The sequence below is a fragment of the Salipiger abyssi genome, assembly GCF_017311415.1.
In the GTDB taxonomy this organism is placed as follows: Bacteria; Pseudomonadota; Alphaproteobacteria; order Rhodobacterales; family Rhodobacteraceae; genus Salipiger; species Salipiger abyssi_A.
Map to the genome: position 1 here is coordinate 225099 of NZ_JAEKIS010000002.1, position 25011 is coordinate 250109.

Genomic DNA, 25011 nt, shown 5'->3' on the forward strand with positions numbered 1-25011 from the left:
GTGCAAAGGCTTACTTGATCGAGTCCCAGCGCGCCTGAATTCCCGCAGCGACATCCTCGGCGGACTCGCCGGTGACGTAATCCACCATGCCGGTCCAGAAGGCGCCGGCGCCGATCTCGGCCGGCATCAGGTCGGAGGCATCGTAGCGGAAGGTCGTGGCATTCGCGATGATCTCGCCCATGGCGCGCTGCGCATCGGTGGCATAGACATCGAGATTGACGCCCGCATGCGCGGTCAGGAATCCGTCCTGCGCCATCCACAGCTCATGCGCGATGGGCAGCTTGAGGAATTCGAGCATCACATTCGTCGCCTCGGACGGGTTGGTGATCGAGAACAGCGTCCCGGCCCCCAGCACCGGGCTGCCGAGATCGTTTTCCTCGATCGCCGGGAAGTAGAAGAAATCCGCATCTGCGCCCAGTTCTACCTCGTCGGGGAAGAAGGCCGGAATAAAGCTCGCCTGGCGGTGCATGTAGCATTCCGGCGGCACCGCGAAGAGCCCGTTGGGGCTGTCGCGGAAATCGGTGGTTGCCACCGCCTGCGTGCCGCCCTGCACGAAATCGTCGTTGAGCGCGAACCAGCCGAACTCTTCGATGGCGCCGACCACGGCCGGATCGTCGAAGGGGATCTCGTTATCGACCCACTGGTCGTAGACAGACGGCTCCTGAGTGCGCAGCATCATCTCCTCGACCCAATCGGTGGCGGGCCAGCCGGTGGCGGCGCCAGAGCCCAGGCCGATGCACCAGGGCGTGCCGCCATCGTCGACGATCTGCTGGGTCAGCTCCTTCAGCTCCTCCATGGTCTCGGGGATCTCGTATCCCATCTCGTCGAAGGCGATGGGCGAGTACCAGACGAGGCTTTTCAGATCGACGCGGAAGAACAGGCCGTAGAGGTCTTCCTCCCCGTCCGGGCCCTCATAGGTGGCCAGATCGACCCAGCTGTCGCCGGCCGCGAAATTCTCCGCCACCCAGTCGCCCATCCCTTCGGGCATCGGCGTCAGAAAGCCCTGGCTGGCCATGTCGGCGGCGAGCCCCGGCTGCGGGAAGACCGCGAGATTGGGCGCGGTGCCGGCGCGGGCCGAGATCACGATATCCTGCTCGAAACTGTCGGAGCCGGAATAGTTCACCGTCGCGCCGGTGGCCTCCTCGAAATAGGAAAAGACCACATCGACCTTTTCCTTTTCAAAGCCGGTCCACGGGCCGGTGATCTCGACCGTCTGGCCGCTCAGATCGTAATTCTCGGCAAAGGCCTCGTAACCGTCCCAGTGAAAGCCGCCCTCGCCGGGCGTGAACATCATCTGTGCCTGCGCCGTGCCCGCCGTCAGGGCCATCACCGCGACACCGTTGAGAAAAGTCCGCTTCATGAAGTGCAATCCTCCCGTTGTGTGCGGCCGCGACCGCACCGGATTTCGCTCAAACACCGGTCAAACCTGTGTCAAAGCGCTTTGAAGATACCCGAGCGTCCCGCGATTCAAACCACATGTCAATCTGAACCCGCCGGTTTTTTCGTCATAAATTATGCTGCGCCGCAGCTTTTGCAGGCGCCCAGAAAACCCCTTTTCGCAGATCACCTTTTGCGGTTACGGTGCTTGACACCCGAAGCGCTTTGGACTCGCAGGACGATGAATCTCAAGATGCTCGCCGCCCATCTCGGTCTGTCTCAGACCACGGTCAGCCGCGCATTGAACGGCTATCCGGAGGTCAGCGAAGAGACCCGCAAGCGCGTGACCGAGGCCGCGCGTGAGCTGAACTATTCGCCCAATGCCCGCGCCAAGGGGCTGGCCACCGGACGGGCGATGGCGATCGGCCACGTGATTCCGATCTCGACCCAGCACGAGATCGTCAATCCGGTCTTCGGCGATTTCGTCGCCGGCGCCTCGGAGGCCTATCTCAAGGCGGGCTACGACATGACCCTGTCGCTCACCGGCGACGAGGACGAGGCGCAGAACTATCGCCGCCTCAAGGCCAAGGGCAATGTCGACGGCATCATCCTGCACGGCCCCAAGATGAAGGATGCGCGCATCCCCTTTCTGACCGGGCTCAAGATGCCCTTTGTGGTACATGGCCGTGCCTCGGAGCTCGACCAGCCCTATTGCTGGGTGGATGTGGACAATGCCGGCGCGTTCCGCCGCGCGACGAATTTCCTGCTCGATCTGGGTCATCGGCGCATCGGCCTGATCAACGGGCTGGAATTCATGGATTTCGCCCATCGCCGGCGCGAGGGCTATGAAGAGGCGCTGGCGGCACGCGGCCTTGCCCCCGACCCAGCGCTGGGGCGCAGCGGCGAAATGACCGAGCCCTACGGCTATCTCGCGGCCCACGACATGCTGGCGCTCGCCGACCCGCCGACAGCCTTTCTCACCGCCTCGCTGATCACCGCCATCGGGGTGCGCCGCGCCATTCACGAGACCGGTCGCGAGATGGGCCGCGATGTCTCGGTCGTCACCTATGACGACGATCTCAGCTATCTCTCGAACGGGCGCGACGTGCCGATCTTTACCGCCATACGTTCTTCGGTGCGCGATGCCGGGCGCATCACCGCCGAGATGCTGCTGCGCCATGTGGCGACCCCCGCGCTGCCGCCCGAAACCACGCTGCTCGAAGCGCAGCTGATCATCGGAGGCTCTACCGGGCCAGCTCCGGCAAAACATTAGGATCGAGCGACATGCAACTGAATCGCAAGGACTTCCCCGAAGACTTCCTCTTCGGAACGGCAACCTCGAGCTATCAGATCGAGGGGCACGCCTTTGGCGGCGCCGGGCGCACCCATTGGGACGATTACGCCGACACGCCGGGCAATGTGGTACGCGCCGAGAACGGCGCCACCGCCTGCGATCACTATCACCGCTATGCGGAGGATCTCGACCTCGTGGCCGCCGCCGGGTTCGACGCCTACCGCTTCTCGATCTCCTGGGCGCGGGTGCTGCCCGAGGGGCGCGGCACGCCCAACCGCGAGGGGCTCGATTTCTACGACCGGCTGACCGATGCCATGCTGGAGCGCGGACTGAAACCCTATGCCACGCTCTACCACTGGGAGCTGCCCTCGGCGCTTGCCGATCTCGGCGGCTGGCGCAACCGCGACATCGCGCACTGGTTTGGCGATTTCACCGAAACGATCATGCGCCGGCTCGGCGACCGGATAGACACCGTCGCCACCATCAACGAGCCCTGGTGCGTCGCCTGGCTCGGCCATTTCCTCGGCGGCCACGCGCCGGGGCTGCGCGACATCCGCGCCGCCGCCCGCGCCATGCACCATGTGCTGCTCGCCCATGGTCGCGCCATCGAGGTGATGCGCGGGCTGGGGATGGACGGGCTCGGCGGCGTCTTCAACCTGGAATGGGCGCATCCCGCCGATGACAGCGAAGAGGCCTATGAGGCCGCCGCGCGCTATGACGGGATCTACAACCGCTGGTTCATGGGCGGCGTGTTCAAGGGGCAATACCCGGATATCGTGCTGGAGGGGCTGGCGCCGCATATGCCCGAGGGCTGGCAGGACGACATGGGACTGATCTCGCAACCGCTCGACTGGTGCGGCATCAACTACTACACCCGCAAGCTGCTCGCCCCCGCGAAAGGCCCCTGGCCCTCGCTCCAGGAGGTGCGGGGCATCCTGCCCAAGACCTATATGGACTGGGAGATCTATCCCGAGGGGCTGCTGAACTTTCTCGAACGCACCGCAAGCGAATATACCGGCGATCTGCCGATCTATGTGACCGAGAACGGCATGGCCTCGCATGACGATCCGGTGGCGGGCGAGGTGCAGGACGAGCACCGCATCGCCTTTATCGAGGCGCATCTCGCCGATGTTCGGCGGGCGCTGGCGCGCGGGGTGCCGGTGAAGGGCTATTTCGTCTGGTCGCTGCTCGACAATTACGAATGGAGCTTTGGCTACGACAAACGCTTCGGGCTGGTGCATGTGGATTTCGACACGCTTGCACGCACGCCGAAAGCCTCCTACCACGCGCTGAAGAGAGCGCTAACAGGAGAGTAGGCATGAGCGACGGGATCACGGCGGTGCTGGCGGATATCGGCGGCACCAACACGCGCGTCGCGCTGGCGCATGGGGCGGATGTGGAGACCGGCAGCATCCGCCGCTTCCGCAATGCCGAACATGCCGGCATCGGCGATGTGCTGCGCGCCTATCTCGCCGAGGAACAGGTTGCGCCGCAGGCGGTCTGCGTCGCCATGGCCGGCCCGGTGCGCGACAGCGCCGGCACGCTGACCAATCTCGACTGGGAGGTGAACCGCGAGATCCTCGCCGAAGCCACCGGTGCCGAGACGCTGGCGGTGCTGAACGACCTTCAGGCGCAGGGCCATGCCTTGGGCCACATCGCGGCGGACAAGCTCACCACCCTCCTGCCCGGCCAGCCCGCCAGCCCGCAATCCGCGCGGCTGGTGATCGGCGTCGGCACCGGCATGAACGCGGCGCCGGTCTATCGCCTCGGCGACCGCACGCTGGTGCCGCCCTCGGAGGCCGGCCATGCCACGCTGGCGCTGCGTTCCGACGATGAGCTGCGGCTCTTTCAATATGTGTCGCGCAAGCATGACGGTGCCGGAGTCGAGCATTTCCTCTCCGGGCGCGGCTTCGAGCGGATCTGGAACTGGCTCTGCGACGAGGACGGCATCGAAGACGAGAAACCCGCCGCCGAGATCATGGCTCTGATGGAATCGGGCGACGCCCGCGCCACCCGCGCGGTCGAGACGTTCTCGATGCTGCTGGGCCGGGTCTGCGGCGATCTGGGGCTGGTCACCCTGCCCTTTGGCGGCATCTACCTCGTCGGCGGCGTCGCGGCGCATTTCGGCCCGCATCTGATGAAGTGCGGCTTTGCCGAGGGCTTCCGCGACAAGGGCCGGTTCAGCACATTCATGGATCAGTTTCCGGTGCATCTTGTGACAGACGACTATGCGGCGCTTACAGGATGTGCATGCCACTTAACCGAACAGATGCAAATGCAGGGCTAATACCGGTCCCAAACTTGCCTTTCATAAAATAAGCCTATTGATACCCTAACACTCACGCCAGAGTGCAAGATCCATAATCGAGCGAGTTCAGAACGATGCTTCAGATGAAGACACCGCCCCTCCGCGACGCCATTCTGCGCCATCTGACCTATTCCTTCGGCAAGGATCCCGAACACGCCATCCTCGAAGACTGGCGCATGGCGCTGAGCTATGCGGTGCGCGACCGGATTGTCGACGCCTGGTTCAAGGCCACGGGCACGACCTACGACACCGGCGCCAAGCGGGTCTATTACCTGTCGATGGAGTTCCTGATCGGACGGCTGCTCGAGGACGGCATCGTCAATCTGGAACTGGTCGACGAGGCCAAGGCCGCGCTGGCCGAGTTCTCCAAGGATTATCACGAGGTGCTGGCCGACGAGCCGGACGCGGCGCTCGGCAATGGCGGGCTCGGCCGGCTCGCCGCCTGTTTCCTCGAAAGCCTCTCGACCATCGGTTGCCCGGCGCATGGCTACGGCATCCGCTACGAGCATGGCCTCTTCAGGCAAAGCTTTGTCGACGGGCGCCAGGTCGAGCAGCCTGAGCTGTGGCTGGGCCAGCGCCACGCGTGGGAGTTCGAACGCCCCGAGGTGCGCTATCGCATCGGCTTCGGCGGCCATATCGACACCCGTGGCGAGACCGTGCGCTGGTATCCCGCCGAAGAGGTCGAGGCGGAGGCTTTCGACACGCCCATCGTCGGCTGGCGCGGGCACTGGGCCAATACGCTGCGGCTCTGGTCGGGCCGCGCCATCCACCCTTTCGATCTCGACGCGTTCAACCACGGCGATTACGCCCGCGCCGCCGCCCCCGAGGCGCTGGCGCGCACCATTTCGCGCGTGCTTTATCCCGACGACACCACCGAACAGGGCAAGGAGCTGCGGCTGAAGCAGGAGTATTTCCTGACCGGCGCCGCGCTGCGCGACATCCTGCGCCGCTTCAACAACCAGTTCGGCGATCTGCGCAAACTGCCCGAAAAGGTGGCGATCCAGCTCAACGACACCCACCCGGCCATCGCCGGGCCGGAGCTCGTGCGCATCCTGCACGACGAGCGCGGGATCGAATTCGACGAGGCGATGGAGATCGCGCGCGGCACGCTCTCCTACACCAACCACACGCTGCTGCCCGAGGCGCTGGAAAGCTGGGACGAGTCGCTCTTTGGCCGGCTGCTGCCGCGTCACATCCAGATCATCGACCGGATCGACAGCACGCATGCGCACAAGAACCCGTCGCGCACGCAGTCGATGCGGGCCGATCATCAGGTGAAGATGGGCCAGCTCTCCTTTGTCATGGCGCATCACGTCAATGGCGTCTCGGCGCTGCATACCGAGCTGATGAAGACCACCGTCTTCGAAGAGCTGCACCGCCTGCACCCCGAGCGCATCGTCAACGAGACCAACGGCGTCACGCCGCGCCGCTGGCTCCTGGCCTGCAACCCGCGCCTCGCCGGGCTGATCACCGAATCCATCGGCGAGGATTGGGTCGACGATCTCGAACAGCTCGAAAAGCTCGAACCCTATATCGAGGATGCCGGCTGGCTCGACCGCTACGCCCGGGTCAAGCGCGACAACAAGACCGAGCTGTCGAACTGGATGGGCCAGACCTACGGGCTGCATGTGAGCCCCGACATGATCTTTGATGTGCAGATCAAGCGCATGCACGAATACAAACGCCAGCATCTCAACATCCTCGAGACCATCGCCCACTGGCAGGAGATCCGCGACAATCCCGATGCCGGCTGGGTGCCGCGGCTGAAGCTCTTTGCCGGCAAGGCAGCGCCGGGCTATTTCTTTGCCAAGGACATCATCCGCCTGATCAACGATGCGGCGGCGGTGATCAATTCCGATCCGGTGACCAGCAAGTATCTCAAGGTCGCCTTCCTGCCGAATTACAACGTCTCGCTGGCCGAGCGGCTCATTCCCGCCGCCGATCTGTCGGAGCAGATCTCCACCGCCGGCAAGGAGGCCTCGGGCACCGGCAATATGAAATTCGCCCTGAACGGCGCGCCGACCGTCGGCACGCTCGACGGTGCCAATGTCGAGATCCGCGACCATGTGGGGGCCGAGAACTTCTTCCTCTTCGGCCTGACCGCCGAGGAGGTGGTCGAGCGCCGCAGCGTCGAAAACCATGCATGGAAAGCGGTCGTGGCCGATCCGCGCCTCAAGCGCGCGCTCGACGCGATCCGCGAGGGTCGGTTCTCGCCGTCGGAGCCCGAGCGCTATCATGGCGTGGTCGATAATCTGCAAGGCGCCGATTACTTCCTCGTCTGCTCGGATTTCAGCGATTACTGGCGCGCGCAGCGCGAGGTGGATCAGGCCTTTGCCGAGCCCACGGGCTGGGCGCGCATGGCCGCTTACAACACCGCGCGCTCGGGCTGGTTCTCGTCGGATCGCACGATCCGGGGCTATATGTCGGATATTTGGCAGGCAAAGAGCCTGCTCGACATCTAAGCCGCTAACAGGCGCCGCCGGGCATTGCAGCCCGCGCGGATCGCACTAAAGTCCGGGGCATGACCGATGCAAATCACCCCACCGCCCCGGACTTTCAACGCCTGATCAACGGGCATCACGACGATCCCTTCTCCATTCTCGGACCGCATTCGCAGGACGGTGCGCGCAGCGTCACCGCCTTCGATCCCGGCGCCGAGGAGATGTGGGCAGTGATCGGAAAAAAGGCCCACCCTCTGGCGCCCGTCGATGGCGCGCCAGGAGTGTTTCGCGGCAAGGTTCCGGGCGACAAAGCCTATTTTCTGCGCGGTGCCGCCGGCGGCAACAGCTGGGAATTCGAAGACGCGTACCGCTTCGGCCCGGTGCTCGGCGAGATCGACGAGTATCTGCTCGGCGAAGGCAGCCATTTGCGGATCTGGGAGGCGCTCGGCGCCCACGTGATCGAGCATGAGGGCGTGCGCGGCACGCAATTCGCCGTCTGGGCGCCGAACGCTAAGCGCGTCTCCGTCGTAGGCGATTTCAACTGGTGGGACGGGCTGCGCCACACCATGCGCCGGCGCGGCGCCACCGGCGTCTGGGAGATTTTCATTCCCGACGTCGGCGACGGCGCGCTCTACCGCTACGAAATCGTCGGGCCGGACGGCCAGCTCCAGCCGCGCAAGGCCGACCCGGTGGGCTTCGGCTCCGAACACCCGCCCGCAAATGCCTCCATCGTGCGCGACATCAATGGCTATGGCTGGTCGGATGGCGACTGGATGACCTCGCGCCAGGCGGCGCAGAACCGCGAAGCGCCGATCTCCGTCTACGAGGTCCACCTGCCCTCCTGGCGCCGCAAGGACTGGGGCCGCCCGATCTCTTACGTCGAGGCGGCGACCGAGCTGGTCGAGTACGTCAAGGAGATGGGCTTTACCCATATCGAGCTGCTGCCGATCAGCGAATACCCGTTCGACGGCTCCTGGGGCTATCAGCCCATCGGCATGTTCGCGCCCACCATCCGCTGCGGTCTGCCGCATGAGTTCCGCGATCTGGTCAATGCCGCGCACCGCGCCGGGCTGGGTGTTATTCTCGACTGGGTGCCGGGGCATTTCCCCTCCGACCCGCATGGGCTGGGCAAGTTCGACGGCACCGCGCTCTATGAGCATGCCGACCCGCGCGAGGGCTTCCACAAGGACTGGAACACGCTGATCTACAATTACGGTCGGGCGGAGGTGTCGAACTTCCTCACCGCCAACGCGCTCTACTGGCTGGAGGAATACCATGCCGACGGGCTGCGGGTGGATGCGGTGGCCTCGATGCTCTATCGCGATTATTCGCGCCAGCCGGGCGAATGGGTGCCCAACAAGGATGGCGGGCGCGAGAATTACGAGGCCATTTCCCTGCTGCAACGGATGAACACCGCCACCTATGGCGAAAATCCCGGCATCATGACCGTGGCCGAGGAAAGCACCGCCTATCCCGGCGTATCTCAGCCGGTCGATCAGGGCGGGTTGGGCTTTGGCTTCAAGTGGAACATGGGGTGGATGAATGACACCCTGGAATACGTCAAGAAAGACCCGATCTACCGCCAGTATCATCACCACCAGATGACCTTTGGCCTGGTCTATGCGTTTTCCGAGAATTTCATCCTGCCGATCAGCCATGACGAGGTGGTGCACGGCAAGGGCTCGATGATCGGCAAGATGCCGGGCAGCGACTGGGAGAAATTCGCCAATCTGCGCGCCTATTACGGTTTCATGTGGGGCCATCCGGGCAAGAAGCTGCTGTTCATGGGGCAAGAGATCGCGCAGTGGTCGGAATGGAACCACGACGACCAGGTCGACTGGGATTGCCTGCAAAACCCGGCCCATGCCGGCATGCAGGCGCTGGTGCGCGATCTCAACCATCTCTACCGGGACACGCCGGCGCTGCATGCCAAGGATTGCTATGCGGACGGGTTCCAGTGGATCTGCGGCGACGACGCGCAGAATTCCGTTTTCTCCTGGGTGCGACGGGGTGCGCCCGGAGATCCCGAAGTTGTGGTCATCTGCAACTTCACCCCGCAAGAGCAAGGGTCGTATCGCATGGGGATGCCTGCGACCGGACGCTGGCGCGAGGCTCTGAACAGCGATGCCGAGATCTACGGGGGCGGCAATCGCGGAAACTACGGCGCCGTCGAGGCGCATGCGGGGGACCATCACGGCCAGCCGGCCTATGCCGACGTGACGATCCCGCCGCTCTCGACGCTCTATCTGATACGGGACAGTTGATATAAGTTTTACAATCGGTTGTCAGAACTCGGGGCACGACAACCTCTCAACATGAAGAGGATCTGACATGCCATGGAGAAACCAGAGGCTTGCGGGGCGAAGCATGGCCTTCGTCCTCGCGGGCGGGCGCGGTTCGCGCCTGCACGAGCTGACCAATTACCGCGTCAAACCCGCCGTCTATTTCGGCGGCAAGACGCGGATCATCGACTTCGCGCTGTCCAACGCGATGAATTCCGGTATCCGCAAGATCGCGCTGGCCACCCAGTACAAGGCGCATAGCCTGATCCGGCACGTCCAGCGCGGCTGGAGCTTTTTCCGCGCCGAGCGTCACGAGTTCCTCGACATCCTGCCGGCCTCGCAGCGGGTTTCCGAGGGCATGTGGTATCGCGGCACGGTCGATGCGGTGGCGCAGAATATCGACATCATCGACAGCTATGACGTGGATTACATCGTGATCCTGGCGGGGGATCATATTTACAAGATGGATTACGAGCTGATGATCCGTCAGCATGTGGAGACAAAGGCGGATGTCACCGTCGGCTGCCTCACCGTCGACCGTCCCGAGGCCAGCGCCTTTGGCTGCATGGCGGTGGACGACAAGGACCGCATCACCTCCTTCCTGGAAAAGCCCGTGGATCCGCCCGGCCTACCCGACGATCCGGAAAAGACGCTGGTTTCCATGGGAATCTATGTGTTCGACTGGAAATTCCTGCGCGAGCGGCTGGTCGAGGATCTCGACAACGACGCCTCCAGCCACGATTTCGGCAATGACATGATCCCCGAGATCGTCGCCAAGGGCACCGCGCAGGCGCATCGCTTCGAGGATAGCTGCGTGCGCTCGCGCCCCGGCGCGCCGGCCTATTGGCGCGACGTCGGCACGATAGATGCGTTCTGGAAGGCCAATATCGACCTGACCGATTTCACCCCCGATCTCGATCTCTGGGATACGGACTGGCCGATCTGGACCTATTCCGAGCTGCTGCCGCCGGCGAAATTCATCCATGACGAGGAAGACCGGCGCGGCTCCGCCGTCAGCTCGCTGGTCACCGGCGGCTGCATCATCTCGGGCACCGAGATCCGCGAGTCGCTGCTCTCGACCATGTGCCACACCAATTCCTATGCCTCGCTCTATCGCGCCGTGGCGCTGCCCTATGTCTATGTCTCGCGGCACGCGCGTCTTAAAAACGTGGTCATCAATCGTGGGGTACATATCCCCGAGGGGCTCGTCGTCGGCGAGGATCCCGAAGAAGATGCCAAATGGTTCCGCGTCAGCCCCGGCGGCGTGACCCTGATTACCCAGCGCATGCTGGACCGGAGAGAAGCCGAAAAATGACAAGAGTCCTGTCCGTGGCCTCGGAATGCGTCCCCCTGATCAAGACCGGGGGGCTCGCGGATGTGGCCGGCGCCCTGCCCGCCGCGCTGGCGCCCCACGGGGTCGAGATGCGCACGCTGCTGCCGGGCTACCGCCCAGTGATGCAGGCGATCACGCGGAATCACCAGGTGGCCGAATGGGACGATCTCTTCGGCGGCTTCGCCCGTGTCTTTCGCGGCAAGCTCGGCGAGCAGGTGGTCTATGCGCTCGATGCACCGCATCTCTACGACCGTGACGGCGGCCCCTATATCGACGCGCAGGGCCGCGACTGGCCCGACAATCCCGAACGCTTCGCCGCGCTCTCCAGCGCCGCCGCGATGATCGCCGCCGACGGGATCGAGGGCTGGACACCGCAGATCCTGCATTGCCACGACTGGCAGGCGGGTTTTGCGCCGCTCTATCTGCGCGAGCTCGGCGCCGGCGACCGGGTCGCCTCGCTGATGACGATCCACAATATCGCCTTTCAGGGTATCACCCGCGCCTCGATGATCTCTGCGCTCGGCCTGCCGCGCTCCGGATTCAACGAGAAGGGTTATGAATTCTGGAACAATATCAGCGCCCTGAAGGCCGGTCTTGTCTATGCGGATAAACTGTCCACCGTCTCGCCCACCTACGCGTCAGAGCTGATGACGGAGGAGTTCGGCAACGGGCTCGACGGTCTGCTGCGCGAGCGGCAGGAGGATCTCGTCGGCATCCTCAACGGCATCGACGAGGCGCTCTGGACACCGCCCTACAAGACCCCCGTCGGCAAGGCCAAGCACCGCGCCGCCCTGCGCGAGGAGATGGGCCTGCCCGACTGGCCCGGCCCGGTCTGCGTGCTGATCTCGCGGCTCACCTCTCAGAAAGGCCTCGACATCCTGCTTCAGGCGCTACCCGCGCTGCTCGATCGCGGCGGTCAGCTGGCGCTGCTCGGCACCGGCGAACGCGAGCTGGAACGCGCCTTCATGGCCTATGCCGAGGCGCATCCGGGCGTCGCCGTCACCATCGGCTATGACGAGTCCCTGGCGCGGCGGCTGGTCGCCGGCGGCGACGCCATCCTCGTGCCCTCGCGATTCGAGCCCTGCGGCCTCACCCAGCTTTACGGGCTGCGCTACGGCACGCTGCCGCTGGTGGCGCTCACCGGCGGTCTCGCGGATACGGTGATCAACGCATCGCCTGCCGGATTGGCAGCGGGTGCCGCAACCGGGCTCCAGTTCCACCCGGTGACCGCGCAGGCCCTTGCGCAGGCCCTCATGAAACTGGTCAAACTTTATGAGGACCGTGCAACCTGGACCAAGATGATGAAAAACGCCATGGCAGCCCCGGTCAGCTGGGAGCATTCCGCCGCCGATTACGCGACGCTCTACCGCGAGATGGTCAAAGCTGAATGACCGGCCCCGAGATTCTGGCAGGACATGCCGCGCCGCTGGGCGCCACGTTCGACGGCGACGGGGTGAATTTCGCCGTCTTTTCGCAACATGCCGAAGCGGTGACGCTCTGCCTCTTCGACGAACACGGCACCGAAAGCGCCCGCCTGCCGCTGCCCGAACGCGACGGCGATATCTGGCACGGCCGGGTGCCGGGGCTGACCCCGGGCCAGCTCTACGGCTTTCGTGCCGACGGGCCCTTTGCCCCGCGCGACGGCCACCGCTTCAACCACGCCAAGCTGCTGATCGACCCTTACGCGCGCCGCCTCACCGGCCATCCGGTCTGGCACGATGCGCTGATGGGCGGGGCCGAGGCGCCGGACGAGCGCGACAGCGCCCGGTTCATGCCGAAATGCGTGGTCGAAGACCCGAGCTACGACTGGGGCCGCCACAGCGCGCCGGACTGGCCGCTTGAGGAAAGCGTGATCTACGAGGCCCATGTGAAAGGCCTGACCAAGCGCTTTCCTCGCGCCGACCATGCCGGCCATTTCCTCGCGCTCGCCTCCGACCCGGTACTGGAGCATCTGGTCAAACTCGGCATCACCGCCATCGAACTACTGCCGGTGCAGGCCTTTCTCAACGACCGCTTCCTGATCAAGAAGGGGCTGGTCAATTACTGGGGCTACCAGACGCTCGGCTTCTTCGCGCCCGAGCCGCGCTATCTCAGCCAGGGCCGGCTCTGGGAATTCCAGTATATGGTGGCGCGGCTGCATTCCGCCGGGATCGAGGTGATCCTGGACGTGGTCTATAACCATAGCTGCGAAGGCGACGAGAACGGCCCGACGCTCGCCTTTCGCGGGCTCGACAACCGCTCGTATTACCGGCTGCATGACGACAAGCGCTACTACATCAACGACACCGGCACCGGGAACACGCTGAACCTCGAACATCCGATGGTGCTGCGCATGGTGATGGATTCCTTGCGCTACTGGGCGACGACCATGGGGGTGGACGGGTTCCGCTTCGATCTCTGCTCGACGCTGGGGCGTACCTCCAACGGCTTCGATCCGAACTCCGCCTTCTTCAAGGCGATCCGGCAAGACCCTGTACTTGCGAGCAAGAAGCTCATCGCCGAGCCCTGGGATATCGGCCCGGGTGGCTATCAGCTCGGCAGCTACCCGCCGCCCTTCGCCGAGTGGAACGACCAGTATCGCGACAGCGTGCGCCGGTTCTGGCGCGGCGATGTCGGCCATGTTCCGGTGCTGGCCGACCGCATCACCGGCTCCGCCGGGCATTTCGATCATTCCGGACGCGCGCCCACCGCCTCGGTCAACCTGCTGACCGCGCATGATGGCTACACGCTCAACGATCTGGTGAGCTATGTTGAGCGTCACAACGAGGCCAATGGCGAGGACAACCGCGACGGGCACGGCGAGAACTATTCCGATAACTTTGGCGTCGAAGGCCCTACGGATAATGAGGAAATTCTCACCGCCCGCGCCTTGCGGCGACGCAACATGATGGCGACGCTGCTGTTCAGTCAGGGCACGCCGATGATCCTCGCGGGCGACGAGCTGGGCAATTCGCAGATGGGCAACAACAACGCCTATGCGCAGGATAACGAGATCGGCTGGATCGACTGGGAAAATGCCGACGAAAAGTTCATGGCCTTCACCCGCTGGCTGATCAGCTTCCGCAAATCGCACCCGATCCTGCGGCAAAAGCGCTATCTGCATTCGCAACCGCGCAAGGTCGATGGCGTGCCCGATCTGTTCTGGTGGCGCCCGGACGGCACCGAGATGACCCGCGCCGACTGGACCAACGGACATTTGCAGGTGCTCTGCGCCGAGCTCCGCATCGCCAGCGGCACGCCACGCTATGCCCAGCGGGAAGAGGCGATCTATCTCGCCTTCAACGCCGGTGACGAGGTGCAACTGACGCTGCCGGGCCTGCCCGCCGGCTTTCGCTGGGTGCGCCATGTGGACACCGCGCAACCGCTGGCACCGGCGGAGCCGGTGGGGCTGAGCATGACCATGGCGGCCAATTCCGTGCTGGCGCTGGTGGAGGAACCGGGATGAGCGACCCTACCCTCGACACCCGCGCCAGAAAAGCCGGAATCATTGCTGAATTCAGGGATTTGTTCGGCAATATTCAGGTCGCATCTGACGAAAGCAAATTGGCCATTCTCGCCGCGATGGGGCTTTCGGAGGCAGATGACATGCCCGAGCCCGCGCTGCCGCGCTGGCATGTGTGCTCCACCGATGAACCGCCCGCACTGGCGGTGCCGGGCGCGTGGCGCATCGTGCTGGAGGATGGCAGCGAGCGCGAGGGGCGCGGCCCGCTGCCGGCACTGCCGCTGGGCCGGCACCGGCTGGAGAGCGACGGCGCGCGCTGCTGGCTGCTCTCGGCGCCGCCCCGGCTGCCGCTGCCACGGCATCTCTGGGGGCTGATGGCACCGCTCGCCTGCCTGCGCAGCACCGCACAGGGCGGGATCGGCAGCTATGACGATCTCGCGCAGCTCGCCGAGGGGCTGGCGGCACAGGGCGCCGCCTTTGTCGGCGTGAACCCGATCCATGCGGGCTTTCCCGCCCATCCCGACGGGTTCAGCCCCTACACCCCCTCGCATCGCCGCCGCTTTGCGCCGCTCTACCTGCCCACCGCCGCGCGGGCGCCCGAGCCCGGACCGCTGCTGATCTTCTCCGAAGAGCTGCCCGCGCGCATGCAGGCGCTGGAGGAGGAGTTTCGCGCCGCCCCGCCGGGCGCCGCCTTTGAGCGCTATCTCAGCCACGAGGGCGAGGCGCTGCACCGTTTCGCCACCCATCAGGCGCTGTCGGAAAAGCTCGGCGCCTATTGGGACAGCTGGCCCGCGGCCTATCACGATCCGCAAAGCCCCGAGGTGGCGCAGGCGGCGCATGATCTGGCCGAACGCGTGCGCTTTCACGCCTGGCTGCAATACAAATCCGAGGGCGCTCTGGCCGAGACCCAGAGCCGCGCCAAAGGTGCCGGCATGGATCTGGGGCTCTATCTCGACCTCGCGGTCGGCACCCATCCGCATGGCGCCGAGACCTGGGACGACCGGCAGAGCTTTGCCTTCGGCGCCAGCCTCGGCGCGCCGCCGGATGCCTTTGCGCCGCAGGGGCAGAACTGGCATCTGGCGCCCTTCAACCCCGCGCATCTGATCGACACCGGGTTCGAGGCGCTGGCGCTCACCCTGCGCCAACAACTGCGCTTCAGCGGCGCGCTGCGCATCGACCATATCCTCGGCTTCGAGCGGGCCTTCTGGGTGCCCGATGGCGACCTGCCCGGCGCCTATGTCGCCATGCCGCGCGAGGCGATGCTGGCGGTCGCGCGGATGGAGGCGGCGCGCGCCGGCGCCGTCATCGTCGGCGAGGATCTGGGGGTGATCCCCGACGGGCTCCAGCAGGCGCTGAGCGACAGCGGCATTCTCGGCTGCCGGCTGATGTGTTTCGAGCATGATGGCGATCCGCCCTGGTATCGCGCGCCCAAGGACTATCCCGAGGGGGTCATCGCCAGCTTCTCCTCGCACGATCTGCCCACATGGAGGGGCTGGCGCGAGGGGCGCGAGATCCTGCTGCGCCGCGAGATCGGCATCCTCCCGCCGGAGCATGTGGACGGCATGCTCTCGTGGCGCGGTCGCGAGGTCGAGGGGATGGACGGCGCCACTTCGCCCTATCGCAATGGCTATGGCCCCGAGGCGCCCGAGGCGATGGCCGCGCTGCTGGCGGAAACCGCCGCCTGCATGACGGCGTTACAGGTCGAGGATATTCTGGGCATGGACAATCAGCCGAACCTGCCGGGAACGGTGTCCGAATATCCGAACTGGCGCCAGCGCCTGCCCGTCTCGCCGGAAGAGATCGCCGCCTCGCCGGTGCTTGCAAACGCCGCCCGGATCATGAAACGTGCCGGGCGATAGGAGACCTGACTTATGACCACCATTCGTACCGTCCCGACAGAGCCGATCGAGGGCCAGAAACCGGGCACTTCGGGGCTGCGCAAGAAGACTCCCGTCTTCCAGACCCACCATTATCTTGAAAATTTCATTCAAAGTATCTGGAACGGCATCGGCGGCGTTGCGGGCAAGACGCTGGTTCTGGGCGGCGACGGGCGGCATTTCAACAGCCAGGCGGCGCAGGTGGTGCTGCGCATGGCCGCCGCCGGCGGCGCGAAAAAGGTGATCGTCGGCAAACGGGCGATCCTGTCGACCCCCGCCGCGTCGAACCTGATCCGCACGCGCGGCGCCGATGGCGGCATCATCCTCTCGGCCAGCCACAATCCCGGCGGACCCGAAGGCGATTTCGGGGTGAAATACAACACCGCCAATGGCGGCCCGGCGCCCGAGGGCGTGACCGCAAAGATCTTTGACGCGACCAAAGAGATCGCCGAATTCGCCATCACCGAGAGCCAGGATATCGGATTGCGCATGACCGATACGGTGAGCCTGGGCGAGATGGAGATCGAGATCGTCGATCCGGTCGACGATTATGCCGCGCTGATGGCGAAGCTTTTCGATTTCGACGCCATCCGCGCGCTGTTCCGCTCCGGCTTCCGCATGCGGTTCGACGCGATGCACGCGGTGACCGGCCCCTATGCGACGCGCATCCTTGAGGAAGTGCTGGGCGCACCGCCGGGCACGGTGATCAACGCGATCCCCCTGCCCGATTTCGGCGGCGGCCACCCCGATCCGAACCCGACCTGGGCCAAGACGCTCTGGGATGAGATGATGAGTGAGACCGGACCGGATTTCGGCGCGGCCTCCGATGGCGACGGCGACCGCAACATGATCGTCGGGCGGCAATGCTACGTCTCGCCCTCCGACAGCCTCGCGGTGCTGGCGGCGAATGCCACGCTGGTGCCGGGCTACAAGGACGGGCTGAAAGGCGTCGCGCGCTCCATGCCCACCAGCGCCGCCGTGGACCGGGTCGCCGAAAAGCTCGGCATCGACTGTTACGAGACGCCCACCGGCTGGAAGTTCTTCGGCAACCTGCTGGATGCGGGCCGCGCCACGCTCTGCGGCGAAGAGAGCTTTGGCACCGGCTCCGACCATGTGCGCGAAAAGGACGGGCTCTGGGCGGTGCTGTTCTGGCTGAACGTGCTGGCGGTGAAAAAGCTCTCGGTCGCCGAGCTGATGGTGGCGCATTGGGCCGAATACGGGCGCAACTACTATTCCCGCCACGATTACGAGGCGGTCGACAGCGACGCCGCCAGCGGGCTGATGGAGCATGTGCGCGGCCAGCTCGCCACCCTGCCCGGCCAGAGCTTTGGCGCGCTCACCGTCGAGAGCGCCGACGAGTTTGCCTATGACGATCCGGTGGACGGCTCGCGCGCCGAGGGCCAGGGCCTGCGCGTGGGCTTTGAAGGCGGCGCGCGGCTGGTGCTGCGGCTTTCCGGCACCGGCACCGAGGGCGCGACGCTGCGGGTCTATCTCGAAAAGCTCGAAAGCGATCCGGCGGCCTTCGGCCTCGATCCGCAGGAGGCGCTGGCCGAGGTCATTGCCGCCGCCGAGGCCATCGCCGAAATCACATCCCGCACCGGACGCGACGCGCCCGACGTCATCACCTGATCGCGCATGGACACGCTTCGCGCCATTCTGCTGATGGTGCTTGCCATGGCCTTGCTCGCCTGTAGCGACGCCTTTCTCAAGCTCGCGTCGCAACACGCCCCTGTCGGGCAGGTCATGGCGATGCTCAGCCTCGGCGGCACTGCGCTGTTCATCGTCTTCGCCCGGCTGCGACGGGTAAAGCTGCGCCTTGCGGAGGTGTTCGAGCGAATCGTGATCCTGCGCAACGCCTTCGAGATCATCGGCGCCGCCGGCATGATTGTAGGACTGTCGAAGATCCCGCTGTCGCTGATGGCGGCGATCATGCAGACCGCCCCGCTGGTGGTGACCGTGGGCGCCGCGATCTTCCTCCGCGAGCCGGTAGGCTGGCGCCGCTGGACCGCGATCGGCGTCGGGCTGGCGGGCATGCTGATGGTGATCCGCCCCTTCGGCGCCGAATTCACCGGCTGGGAGATCTTTCCGGTGATCGGCGTCACAGGGCTCGCCGCGCGCGATCTGGTGACGCGCATGGTGCCGCAGCGCATCCATTCGCTGGCGGTCTCGACCTATGGCTTCGCCGCGATCTTCCCGGTGGGGCTCGCGCTGATGCTGATCTCTCCCGCGCCCTTCGCGGCCTCGCCGCCGGTCTTTCTCTACATGGCCGGGGCCATCGCGGTGACCACGGCGGGCTATCTCTCGGTGACCACGGCGATGCGTATGGCGACGGTCTCGGCAGTGGCGCCGTTCCGCTATACGCGGCTGATCTTTACCACCGGGCTGGGCATGGCGATCTTTGCCGAACGCCCGGACGGATGGACGCTGGCGGGATCGGCGCTGATCCTTGGCGCGGGGCTCTACAGCTATCTGCGCGAACGCCGGCTGAGCCGCGCCGCCATGCTGTAAGTCGCCCGGCTCAGTGTGCCGGCCCGTTCAGAACCGCGATCCCCGGCGGCATCTGCCGATCACTGCCATCGACCGAGACCGTCTCGCGCATGCGCGGCAGCGCCTGCGGCATCTCACGTTGAACCCAGGCGATGAGCTTTTCGCGGATCTCGCAGCGCAGCTCATAGGTGACCGGCGCGTTCCCGGCCGAGGCCAGCACCCGCACCTCCATCACCCGCTCGCGGAAATCGGTGACCTGCACCGCAAAGACCTCGCCATCCCAGCGCTCCGAGCCCTCGACCACCCGTTTCGCCTCTTCCCGAAGTGCCGAAATATCGGCCGTGTGGTCGAGATAGAGCATCACCACCCCGATCAGCGACGAGGTGTCCCGCGTCCAGTTCTGAAACGGCTGCTCGATGAAATACGAGAGCGGCACCACCAGACGGCGCCAGTCCCAGACCTTGATCACCACATAGCTGCCGGTGATCTCCTCGACCTCCCCCCACTCGCCCTCGACGATCACCGCGTCACCGATGCGGATCGGCTGCGTCACGGCAAGCTGCACCCCGGCGATGAGGTTCTTCAGCACCGGTTGCAGCGCGAAACCGACAACAATGCCGGCAGCCCCCGCCGAGGCCAGCAGCGACACGCCCCATTGCCGCACGCCCTCGAAGGTCATCAGGATCGCCGAGGCCGCGACCACGGTGATGATCCAGCCCACCAGCCGCACCAGGATGCGGCTTTGCGTGACATGTTTGCGGGCGAGGTAACTGTCCTCCGCCCCCAGCGTGAACTTGCGCAGATGCACCGTTGTCCAGATATGCAGCGCCGTGTGCAGCACCCAGGCGACCAGCACCATGAAGGCGATGAGCAGCGCGTGCTGCGCCAGATCCGCGCCGTCCGGATCGAGCGGCGCCACCGCCACGCCCACGGTCAGCGCCGCGACCACCAGCCCCAGCCGCAAGGGCCGGCGGGTGCGTGCGACGAGGCTGCGCCAGAACAGATCCTTCTTGGCCACCGTCCGGGTGAGCAGCGCAAAGACCACGCGAAAGGTCATCACCCCGACCAGAAAGGCCAGCCCCAGCACCGCCAGCGGCATCGCCCAGTCCGGCAGCACCGGCAGCAGCCGCTCGATATCGCTGGTGATCACCTCGACCTGCTGTTCGAGCTGTTCCAGTTCCTCTTCCATGACGCCTCCTGTCCCGGCGGCGCCCCTTGGGCGGCCGGCGGATCCGATCCGTTGTCATTCCTGCGTTGCAAAAGAGTTAGCTGCGCTGCGGCATTTGGCAAAGCAAACCGTGCGCACCCTGCCTCTGTTAGCGCAATCTGCTGCCAGTCCGGGCCGTTAGCGCCAGCGCAAGTTTACATTCGTGCCCTGCCTGCTATAGCTCGCCAGAACCTATGCTGGACCTAAGGGACGGACCTTCATGAGCACCATCATCGACATTCACGCCCGCGAGATCCTCGACAGCCGGGGCAATCCCACCGTCGAAGTCGACGTCACCCTGGAAGACGGCGCCATGGGCCGTGCCGCGGTGCCCTCGGGCGCCTCGACCGGCGTGCATGAGGCGCATGAGCGCCGCGACGGCGACAAATCGCGCTATATGGGCAAGGGCGTTCTCGAGGCGGTGGCCGCGGTCAACGGCGAGATCGCCGAGGCGCTGGTGGGCTTCGACGCCACCGAGCAGCAAGCCATCGACGGCGCAATGATGGAGCTCGACGGCACCGACAACAAGGGCCGGCTCGGCGCCAACGCCATCCTCGGCGTGTCGCTGGCGGTGGCCAAGGCGGCGGCGGAATTCACCGCGCAGCCGCTTTACCGCTATGTCGGCGGCACCTCCGCCCGCGTCCTGCCGGTGCCGATGATGAACATCATCAATGGCGGCGAGCATGCCGACAACCCGATCGACATCCAGGAATTCATGATCATGCCGGTGGCGGCGGAGAACATCCGCGAGGCCGTGCGCATGGGCTCGGAAGTGTTCCACACGCTGAAGAAAGAGCTTTCGGCGGCGGGCATGTCCACCGGTCTCGGCGACGAGGGCGGCTTTGCCCCCGAGCTGGGCTCGACCCGCGACGCGCTGGATTTCATCCTGAAGAGCATCGAAAAGGCCGGCTACAAGCCCGGCGAGGACATCTACCTGGCGCTCGACGCCGCCTCGACCGAGTATTTCAAGGACGGCAAATACGAGATGAAGGGCGAAGGCCTGTCGCTCACCTCTGCCGAGAATGTCGATTATCTCGCCAAGCTCTGCGCCGATTACCCGATCATCTCCATCGAGGACGGCTGTGCCGAGGATGACTGGGACGGCTGGAAGATCCTCACCGAGAAGCTGGGCGACAAGGTGCAGCTCGTGGGGGACGACCTCTTCGTGACCAACCCGGCGCGTCTGGCCATGGGCATCGAACAGGGCGTGGCCAACTCCATGCTGGTCAAGGTGAACCAGATCGGCTCGCTGTCGGAGACGCTGAAGGCGGTCGATATGGCCCATCGCGCGCGCTACACCAATGTGATGTCGCACCGCTCGGGCGAGACCGAGGACGCCACCATTGCCGACCTCGCCGTCGCCACCAATTGCGGGCAGATCAAGACCGGCTCGCTGGCGCGCTCGGACCGGCTGGCCAAGTACAACCAGCTGATCCGCATCGAGGAACTGCTGGGCGACGTGGCCGAATATGCGGGCAAGTCGATCCTGCGCTGAGGCCGGGATCAAATCTCTTCGAAGAGATTTGCAAATTCCTTCCAAGGAATTTGCGCGGGGCGGCGACCGAAAGGCGCCGTCCCGATGCGTTTACGAGGCCGCCTTTTCTTCGACAGCCTCCGCCAGCGCCTCGGCCCGCGCCGCCATCTCGGCCAGGGTTTCCGTCACGCTCGCGGGAATGACCGGCACCTCAATCCGCTCCGGCTCCGGCGCCGGACGGTTGCGCAGGTCGCGCAATTCCTCGGCCATTTCGCCCAGCTTGTCCTCGGCGGCGCGCAGCCGGTCCTCGAGACCCGCCGTCTTGTCTGCCAGCATCAGCCCGGCCATCAGCAGCATACGCGATTCCGGCATGCGCCCGATCTGCCCCACCAGCACCTGCGCCTCGGTGTCGAGCATCCGCGCGGCGGTGAGCAGATACTGCTCCTCGCCCTGCTGACAGGCGACATCGAATGTCCGGCCGCCGATGGTGATCTGCACTTCGATCTGGCTCATTGTACCGCCTCCTCACCCGATGCCGCATCCATACCGGCGGCCTCCGCCAGCACCGGCTCCAGCGCGCCCAGCACGGCGCGCATCTCGGCCTCCTCGGCGGCACGCGCGGCGCGCAGCGCCTCCAGCTCCGCCAGCATCGCTTTGTTGATCAGATGCGGCTCGCCGAGATTCGCCTCGAGCGCCGCGCGCATCTCTTCGTTGGTGCGGCGCAGCATGTCGTTCGACAGGCGCAGCCGCTGCAATTCCGTGTCGAGCTCGGCCATCCCCTCGCGCTGCGCAGCAAGCTGTTCCTGAAGCGCCGCATCCGGGGCGGGCGCCGGCGTCGCCTGCTCCTCCAGCCGGGCATGCAACATCTTCACCCGCTCCTCGAGCTGGGCATTGGCCATCTTCTCCTCATCGAGCGACAGCTGAAGAGCGGCGATCTCCGCCTCAGCCGCGCCACTATCGGCAGCCTCTTCAGGCGTTTCCGGCACGGCGTCAGGAGCCGGCACGGATGCGGCGGACAAGCCTTCCACCCCCTGCGAAATACGGTCCAGCGCCCGCGTGATGCGCGACTGCAACTCGTCGATCTGGGTCATCTTGCCCTCTCTGCTATCTGCCCTCAGGGCCTGTCTCGCCGCCAGATACGAATCGGCACCGCCCCGTTTCCGTCCAGTTTAGCAAGCGCAATCAAAAATTGCGCCCCCTTATGTTCCAAGGTGTTATAGGGCAGAGTTCATCCGATGCCAGTGCAATGATTGCGCAATAGCTTGAACTTCGGGGGAACGCTGCTATTAGCCCGGAAACGCCTATGGGAGAGAGAGGACGCCCCCGTGGATATCACTGCCCTTCGCGACGCACATCCCGATCACTGGATGCGCGCAACCGCCATCCGCGCGCTGACGCTCGACGCGGTGGCCGCGGCCAATTCCGGCCATTCCGGCATGCCCATCGGCATGGCCGACGTGGCCACGGTTCTGTGGTCCAAGCACCTGAAATTCGACGCGAAAAACCCGGCGTGGCCGGATCGCGACCGGTTCATCCTGTCGGCGGGCCACGGCTCGATGCTGATCTATTCGCTGCTCTATCTCAGCGGTGACGAGCAGATCACGCTCGACGAGGTCAAGAATTTCCGCCAGTGGGGCTCGCGCACCGCCGGACACCCGGAAAACACCCATGCCGCCGCCATCGAGATGACCACCGGCCCGCTCGGTCAGGGCATCGCCACCTCGGTCGGCTTCGCCATGGCCGAGGAAATGCTGCGCGCCCGCTTCGGCAAGGGCGCGGTCGATCACCATACCTATGTGATCGCCGGCGACGGCTGCCTGATGGAAGGCGTCAGCCAGGAAGCCATCGGCATCGCCGGGCGCTACGGGCTCGGCCGGCTGATCGTGTTCTGGGACAACAACGACATCACCATCGACGGCAAGGTTTCGCTCTCCGACCGCACCGACCAGGTCCAGCGCTTCAAGGCCGCCGGCTGGCATGTGCAGGAGATCGACGGCCACGATCCCGAGGCCATCGACGCCGCCATCGTCGCGGCCAAGGCCGCCCGCGATGTGCCCTCGATGATCGCCTGCAAGACCCATATCGCCCTGGGCCACGCCGCGCAGGACACCTCCAAGGGCCATGGCGCGCTGACCAATGCAGAGCAGAACGCCGAGGCCAAGGCGCTCTGGGGCTGGACCACCGGCCCGTTCGAGGTGCCCGCCGAGATCAAGTCCTGGTGGGAAGAGGTCGGCAGCCGCGGCGCCACGGCGCGCGGCGAGTGGGAAACCCGCCTCGCCGCCCTGTCCGAGCGCAAGCAGGCGGAATTCGCCCGCGTCACCGCCGGTGAGGCACCGAAAAAGCTCTCCTCGGTGATCCGCGCGCTGAAGAAGCAGAACTCCGAAGCCGCGCCCAAGGTGGCGACCCGCAAGGCCTCGGAAATGGTGCTGGAAGTGGTCAACCCGGTGATGCCCGAGACCGTGGGCGGCTCTGCCGATCTCACCGGCTCGAACAACACCAAGACCGGCGACATGGGGGTGTTCGACACCACCGATCGCAAGGGCCGGTATGTCTACTGGGGCATCCGCGAGCACGGCATGTCAGCGGCGATGAACGGTCTGGGCCTGCATGGCGGGCTGCGCCCCTATGGCGGCACCTTCATGGCCTTCACCGATTACGCCCGCCCGGCGATGCGCCTCGCGGCGCTGCAAAAGACGCCGACGGTGTTCGTCATGACCCACGACAGCATCGGGCTCGGCGAGGACGGCCCGACGCACCAGCCGATCGAACATCTGGCAATCTCGCGCGCCACGCCGAACATGCTGGTCTTCCGCCCCGCCGACGTGATCGAGACCGCCGAGGCCTGGGAGATCGCGCTGACGCAGACCGAGACGCCTTCGGTGCTGTCGCTGACGCGGCAGAACGTGAAAACCGTGCGCACCCAGCACAAGACCAACAACCTCGTCGAGAAAGGCGCCTATGTGCTGGCCGATGCCGAGGGCAAGCGTCAGGTGATCCTGATGGCCACCGGCTCCGAGGTCGAGATCGCGCTGGCGGCGCGGGATCTGCTTCAGGCCGAAGGCATCGGCACCCGCGTGGTCTCGATGCCCTGCTGGGAGCTTTTCGAGGCGCAGGACGAGGCCTATCGCAAGCGCGTGCTGCCGGGAGGCCCGGTGCGCGTGGCGGTCGAGGCCGCGGCGCGGTTCGGCTGGGACAAATGGCTGCTCGGCGAGCGCGGGCGCGAGGCCAAGGCGGCGTTTGTCGGCATGGAGAGCTTCGGTGCGTCGGCGCCTGCGGATGTGCTCTACGAAAAGTTCGGCATCACTGCCGAGGCCGTGGCCGAGAAGGCCAAGGCGCTGCTCTGAGCTCTGAAAGCAGCCCCCGGGAATCTTCGGGGGCTGCCTTCATTGCGAGATCAATCCCCTCTCCACTGGCCCGGAATCAAGGGCGTAGCCCGCCGGGCCCAGCGGTTGCCCGTCCCGGCGGGCTGCCGCTTTGGTGAAGCTGGTG

At 65.5% G+C, this 25011-nt stretch carries 17 protein-coding genes; 13 read left to right on the plus strand and 4 right to left on the minus strand.

What is annotated here, in order from left to right; all coding sequences use genetic code 11:
• Positions 1–10: 10 nt before the first annotated feature.
• Entirely contained in the window at positions 11–1360 is a 1350-nt protein-coding gene (locus tag I6N89_RS04435; protein ID WP_207017009.1) for an ABC transporter substrate-binding protein, read from the minus strand.
• Positions 1361–1618: 258 nt separating this feature from the next.
• On the opposite strand from I6N89_RS04435, the gene I6N89_RS04440 reads away from it, so the two are divergent.
• The 11 genes from I6N89_RS04440 to I6N89_RS04490 all read left to right on the plus strand — a co-directional run bounded on the left by I6N89_RS04440 (position 1619) and on the right by I6N89_RS04490 (position 18862).
• Positions 1619–2650 (plus strand): LacI family DNA-binding transcriptional regulator, encoded by a 1032-nt coding sequence (locus I6N89_RS04440; protein ID WP_207017010.1) that lies wholly within the window; start codon positions 1619–1621, stop codon positions 2648–2650.
• Between the two features lie 11 nt (positions 2651–2661).
• Complete coding sequence (locus tag I6N89_RS04445; RefSeq protein WP_207017011.1) at positions 2662–3987, plus strand: GH1 family beta-glucosidase; 1326 nt, start codon at positions 2662–2664, stop codon at positions 3985–3987.
• Positions 3988–3989: 2 nt separating this feature from the next.
• On the plus strand, positions 3990–4958 hold the full coding sequence (locus I6N89_RS04450; protein WP_207017012.1) for an ROK family protein: 969 nt from the start codon (positions 3990–3992) through the stop codon (positions 4956–4958).
• 95 nt (positions 4959–5053) lie between these two features.
• Positions 5054–7441 carry a glycogen/starch/alpha-glucan phosphorylase gene (locus I6N89_RS04455; RefSeq protein WP_207017013.1) on the plus strand — a complete coding sequence of 796 codons (2388 nt, stop codon included), beginning with the start codon at positions 5054–5056 and terminating at the stop codon, positions 7439–7441.
• A 59-nt stretch (positions 7442–7500) separates the two neighbouring features.
• A complete protein-coding gene (glgB, locus tag I6N89_RS04460) occupies positions 7501–9684 on the plus strand; it encodes a 1,4-alpha-glucan branching protein GlgB (protein WP_207017014.1) in 2184 nt (727 codons plus the stop codon).
• A 67-nt stretch (positions 9685–9751) separates the two neighbouring features.
• A complete protein-coding gene (glgC, locus tag I6N89_RS04465) occupies positions 9752–11017 on the plus strand; it encodes a glucose-1-phosphate adenylyltransferase (protein WP_076704855.1) in 1266 nt (421 codons plus the stop codon).
• Positions 11014–12426: a glycogen synthase GlgA gene (glgA, locus tag I6N89_RS04470; RefSeq protein ID WP_207017015.1), complete on the plus strand. Its 1413-nt coding sequence runs from the start codon at positions 11014–11016 to the stop codon at positions 12424–12426. The genes glgC and glgA overlap by 4 nt, the downstream gene beginning before the upstream one ends.
• Entirely contained in the window at positions 12423–14480 is a 2058-nt protein-coding gene (gene glgX, locus I6N89_RS04475) for a glycogen debranching protein GlgX (RefSeq protein ID WP_207017016.1), read from the plus strand. The genes glgA and glgX overlap by 4 nt, the downstream gene beginning before the upstream one ends.
• Positions 14477–16336 (plus strand): 4-alpha-glucanotransferase, encoded by a 1860-nt coding sequence (gene malQ / locus I6N89_RS04480; RefSeq protein ID WP_207017017.1) that lies wholly within the window; start codon positions 14477–14479, stop codon positions 16334–16336. The genes glgX and malQ overlap by 4 nt, the downstream gene beginning before the upstream one ends.
• Positions 16337–16348: 12 nt before the next feature.
• Positions 16349–17983 (plus strand): alpha-D-glucose phosphate-specific phosphoglucomutase, encoded by a 1635-nt coding sequence (locus I6N89_RS04485; RefSeq protein WP_207017018.1) that lies wholly within the window; start codon positions 16349–16351, stop codon positions 17981–17983.
• A 6-nt stretch (positions 17984–17989) separates the two neighbouring features.
• Positions 17990–18862, plus strand: coding sequence for a DMT family transporter (locus I6N89_RS04490; RefSeq protein WP_207017019.1), 873 nt, complete (start codon positions 17990–17992; stop codon positions 18860–18862).
• Positions 18863–18872: 10 nt separating this feature from the next.
• Here I6N89_RS04490 and I6N89_RS04495 read toward each other — a convergent pair whose 3' ends face one another.
• Positions 18873–20030 carry a mechanosensitive ion channel family protein gene (locus tag I6N89_RS04495; RefSeq protein WP_207017020.1) on the minus strand — a complete coding sequence of 386 codons (1158 nt, stop codon included), beginning with the start codon at positions 20028–20030 and terminating at the stop codon, positions 18873–18875.
• 238 nt (positions 20031–20268) lie between these two features.
• Here I6N89_RS04495 and eno point away from each other — a divergent pair, with 238 nt between their 5' ends.
• The gene (gene eno / locus I6N89_RS04500; protein WP_207017021.1) at positions 20269–21543 is read left to right on the plus strand and encodes a phosphopyruvate hydratase; all 1275 of its coding nucleotides are present in this window, start codon (positions 20269–20271) and stop codon (positions 21541–21543) included.
• Between the two features lie 90 nt (positions 21544–21633).
• Here eno and I6N89_RS04505 read toward each other — a convergent pair whose 3' ends face one another.
• Positions 21634–22035 (minus strand): cell division protein ZapA, encoded by a 402-nt coding sequence (locus tag I6N89_RS04505; RefSeq protein ID WP_207017022.1) that lies wholly within the window; start codon positions 22033–22035, stop codon positions 21634–21636.
• Positions 22032–22613, minus strand: coding sequence for a hypothetical protein (locus tag I6N89_RS04510; protein ID WP_207017023.1), 582 nt, complete (start codon positions 22611–22613; stop codon positions 22032–22034). Before I6N89_RS04510 ends, I6N89_RS04505 begins: the two co-directional genes overlap by 4 nt.
• Positions 22614–22847: 234 nt before the next feature.
• Between I6N89_RS04510 and tkt the strand changes: the two genes are divergently transcribed.
• A complete protein-coding gene (tkt, locus tag I6N89_RS04515) occupies positions 22848–24866 on the plus strand; it encodes a transketolase (RefSeq protein WP_207017024.1) in 2019 nt (672 codons plus the stop codon).
• The last annotated feature ends 145 nt before the right edge of the window (positions 24867–25011 follow it).

Excerpts from the sequence above, each read along its gene's own strand:
- I6N89_RS04490 (WP_207017019.1), top strand. The coding sequence starts at position 17,990 with ATGGACACGCTTCGCGCCATTCTGCTGATGGTGCTTGCCATGGCCTTG.
- I6N89_RS04485 (WP_207017018.1), top strand. The coding sequence starts at position 16,349 with ATGACCACCATTCGTACCGTCCCGACAGAGCCGATCGAGGGCCAGAAA.
- I6N89_RS04505 (WP_207017022.1), bottom strand. The coding sequence starts at position 22,035 with ATGAGCCAGATCGAAGTGCAGATCACCATCGGCGGCCGGACATTCGAT.
- I6N89_RS04455 (WP_207017013.1), top strand. The coding sequence starts at position 5,054 with ATGCTTCAGATGAAGACACCGCCCCTCCGCGACGCCATTCTGCGCCAT.
- I6N89_RS04450 (WP_207017012.1), top strand. The coding sequence starts at position 3,990 with ATGAGCGACGGGATCACGGCGGTGCTGGCGGATATCGGCGGCACCAAC.
- I6N89_RS04435 (WP_207017009.1), bottom strand. The coding sequence starts at position 1,360 with ATGAAGCGGACTTTTCTCAACGGTGTCGCGGTGATGGCCCTGACGGCG.
- I6N89_RS04510 (WP_207017023.1), bottom strand. The coding sequence starts at position 22,613 with ATGACCCAGATCGACGAGTTGCAGTCGCGCATCACGCGGGCGCTGGAC.
- malQ (WP_207017017.1), top strand. The coding sequence starts at position 14,477 with ATGAGCGACCCTACCCTCGACACCCGCGCCAGAAAAGCCGGAATCATT.
- glgA (WP_207017015.1), top strand. The coding sequence starts at position 11,014 with ATGACAAGAGTCCTGTCCGTGGCCTCGGAATGCGTCCCCCTGATCAAG.
- I6N89_RS04440 (WP_207017010.1), top strand. The coding sequence starts at position 1,619 with ATGAATCTCAAGATGCTCGCCGCCCATCTCGGTCTGTCTCAGACCACG.
- glgC (WP_076704855.1), top strand. The coding sequence starts at position 9,752 with ATGCCATGGAGAAACCAGAGGCTTGCGGGGCGAAGCATGGCCTTCGTC.
- eno (WP_207017021.1), top strand. The coding sequence starts at position 20,269 with ATGAGCACCATCATCGACATTCACGCCCGCGAGATCCTCGACAGCCGG.
- I6N89_RS04445 (WP_207017011.1), top strand. The coding sequence starts at position 2,662 with ATGCAACTGAATCGCAAGGACTTCCCCGAAGACTTCCTCTTCGGAACG.
- glgB (WP_207017014.1), top strand. The coding sequence starts at position 7,501 with ATGACCGATGCAAATCACCCCACCGCCCCGGACTTTCAACGCCTGATC.
- glgX (WP_207017016.1), top strand. The coding sequence starts at position 12,423 with ATGACCGGCCCCGAGATTCTGGCAGGACATGCCGCGCCGCTGGGCGCC.
- I6N89_RS04495 (WP_207017020.1), bottom strand. The coding sequence starts at position 20,030 with ATGGAAGAGGAACTGGAACAGCTCGAACAGCAGGTCGAGGTGATCACC.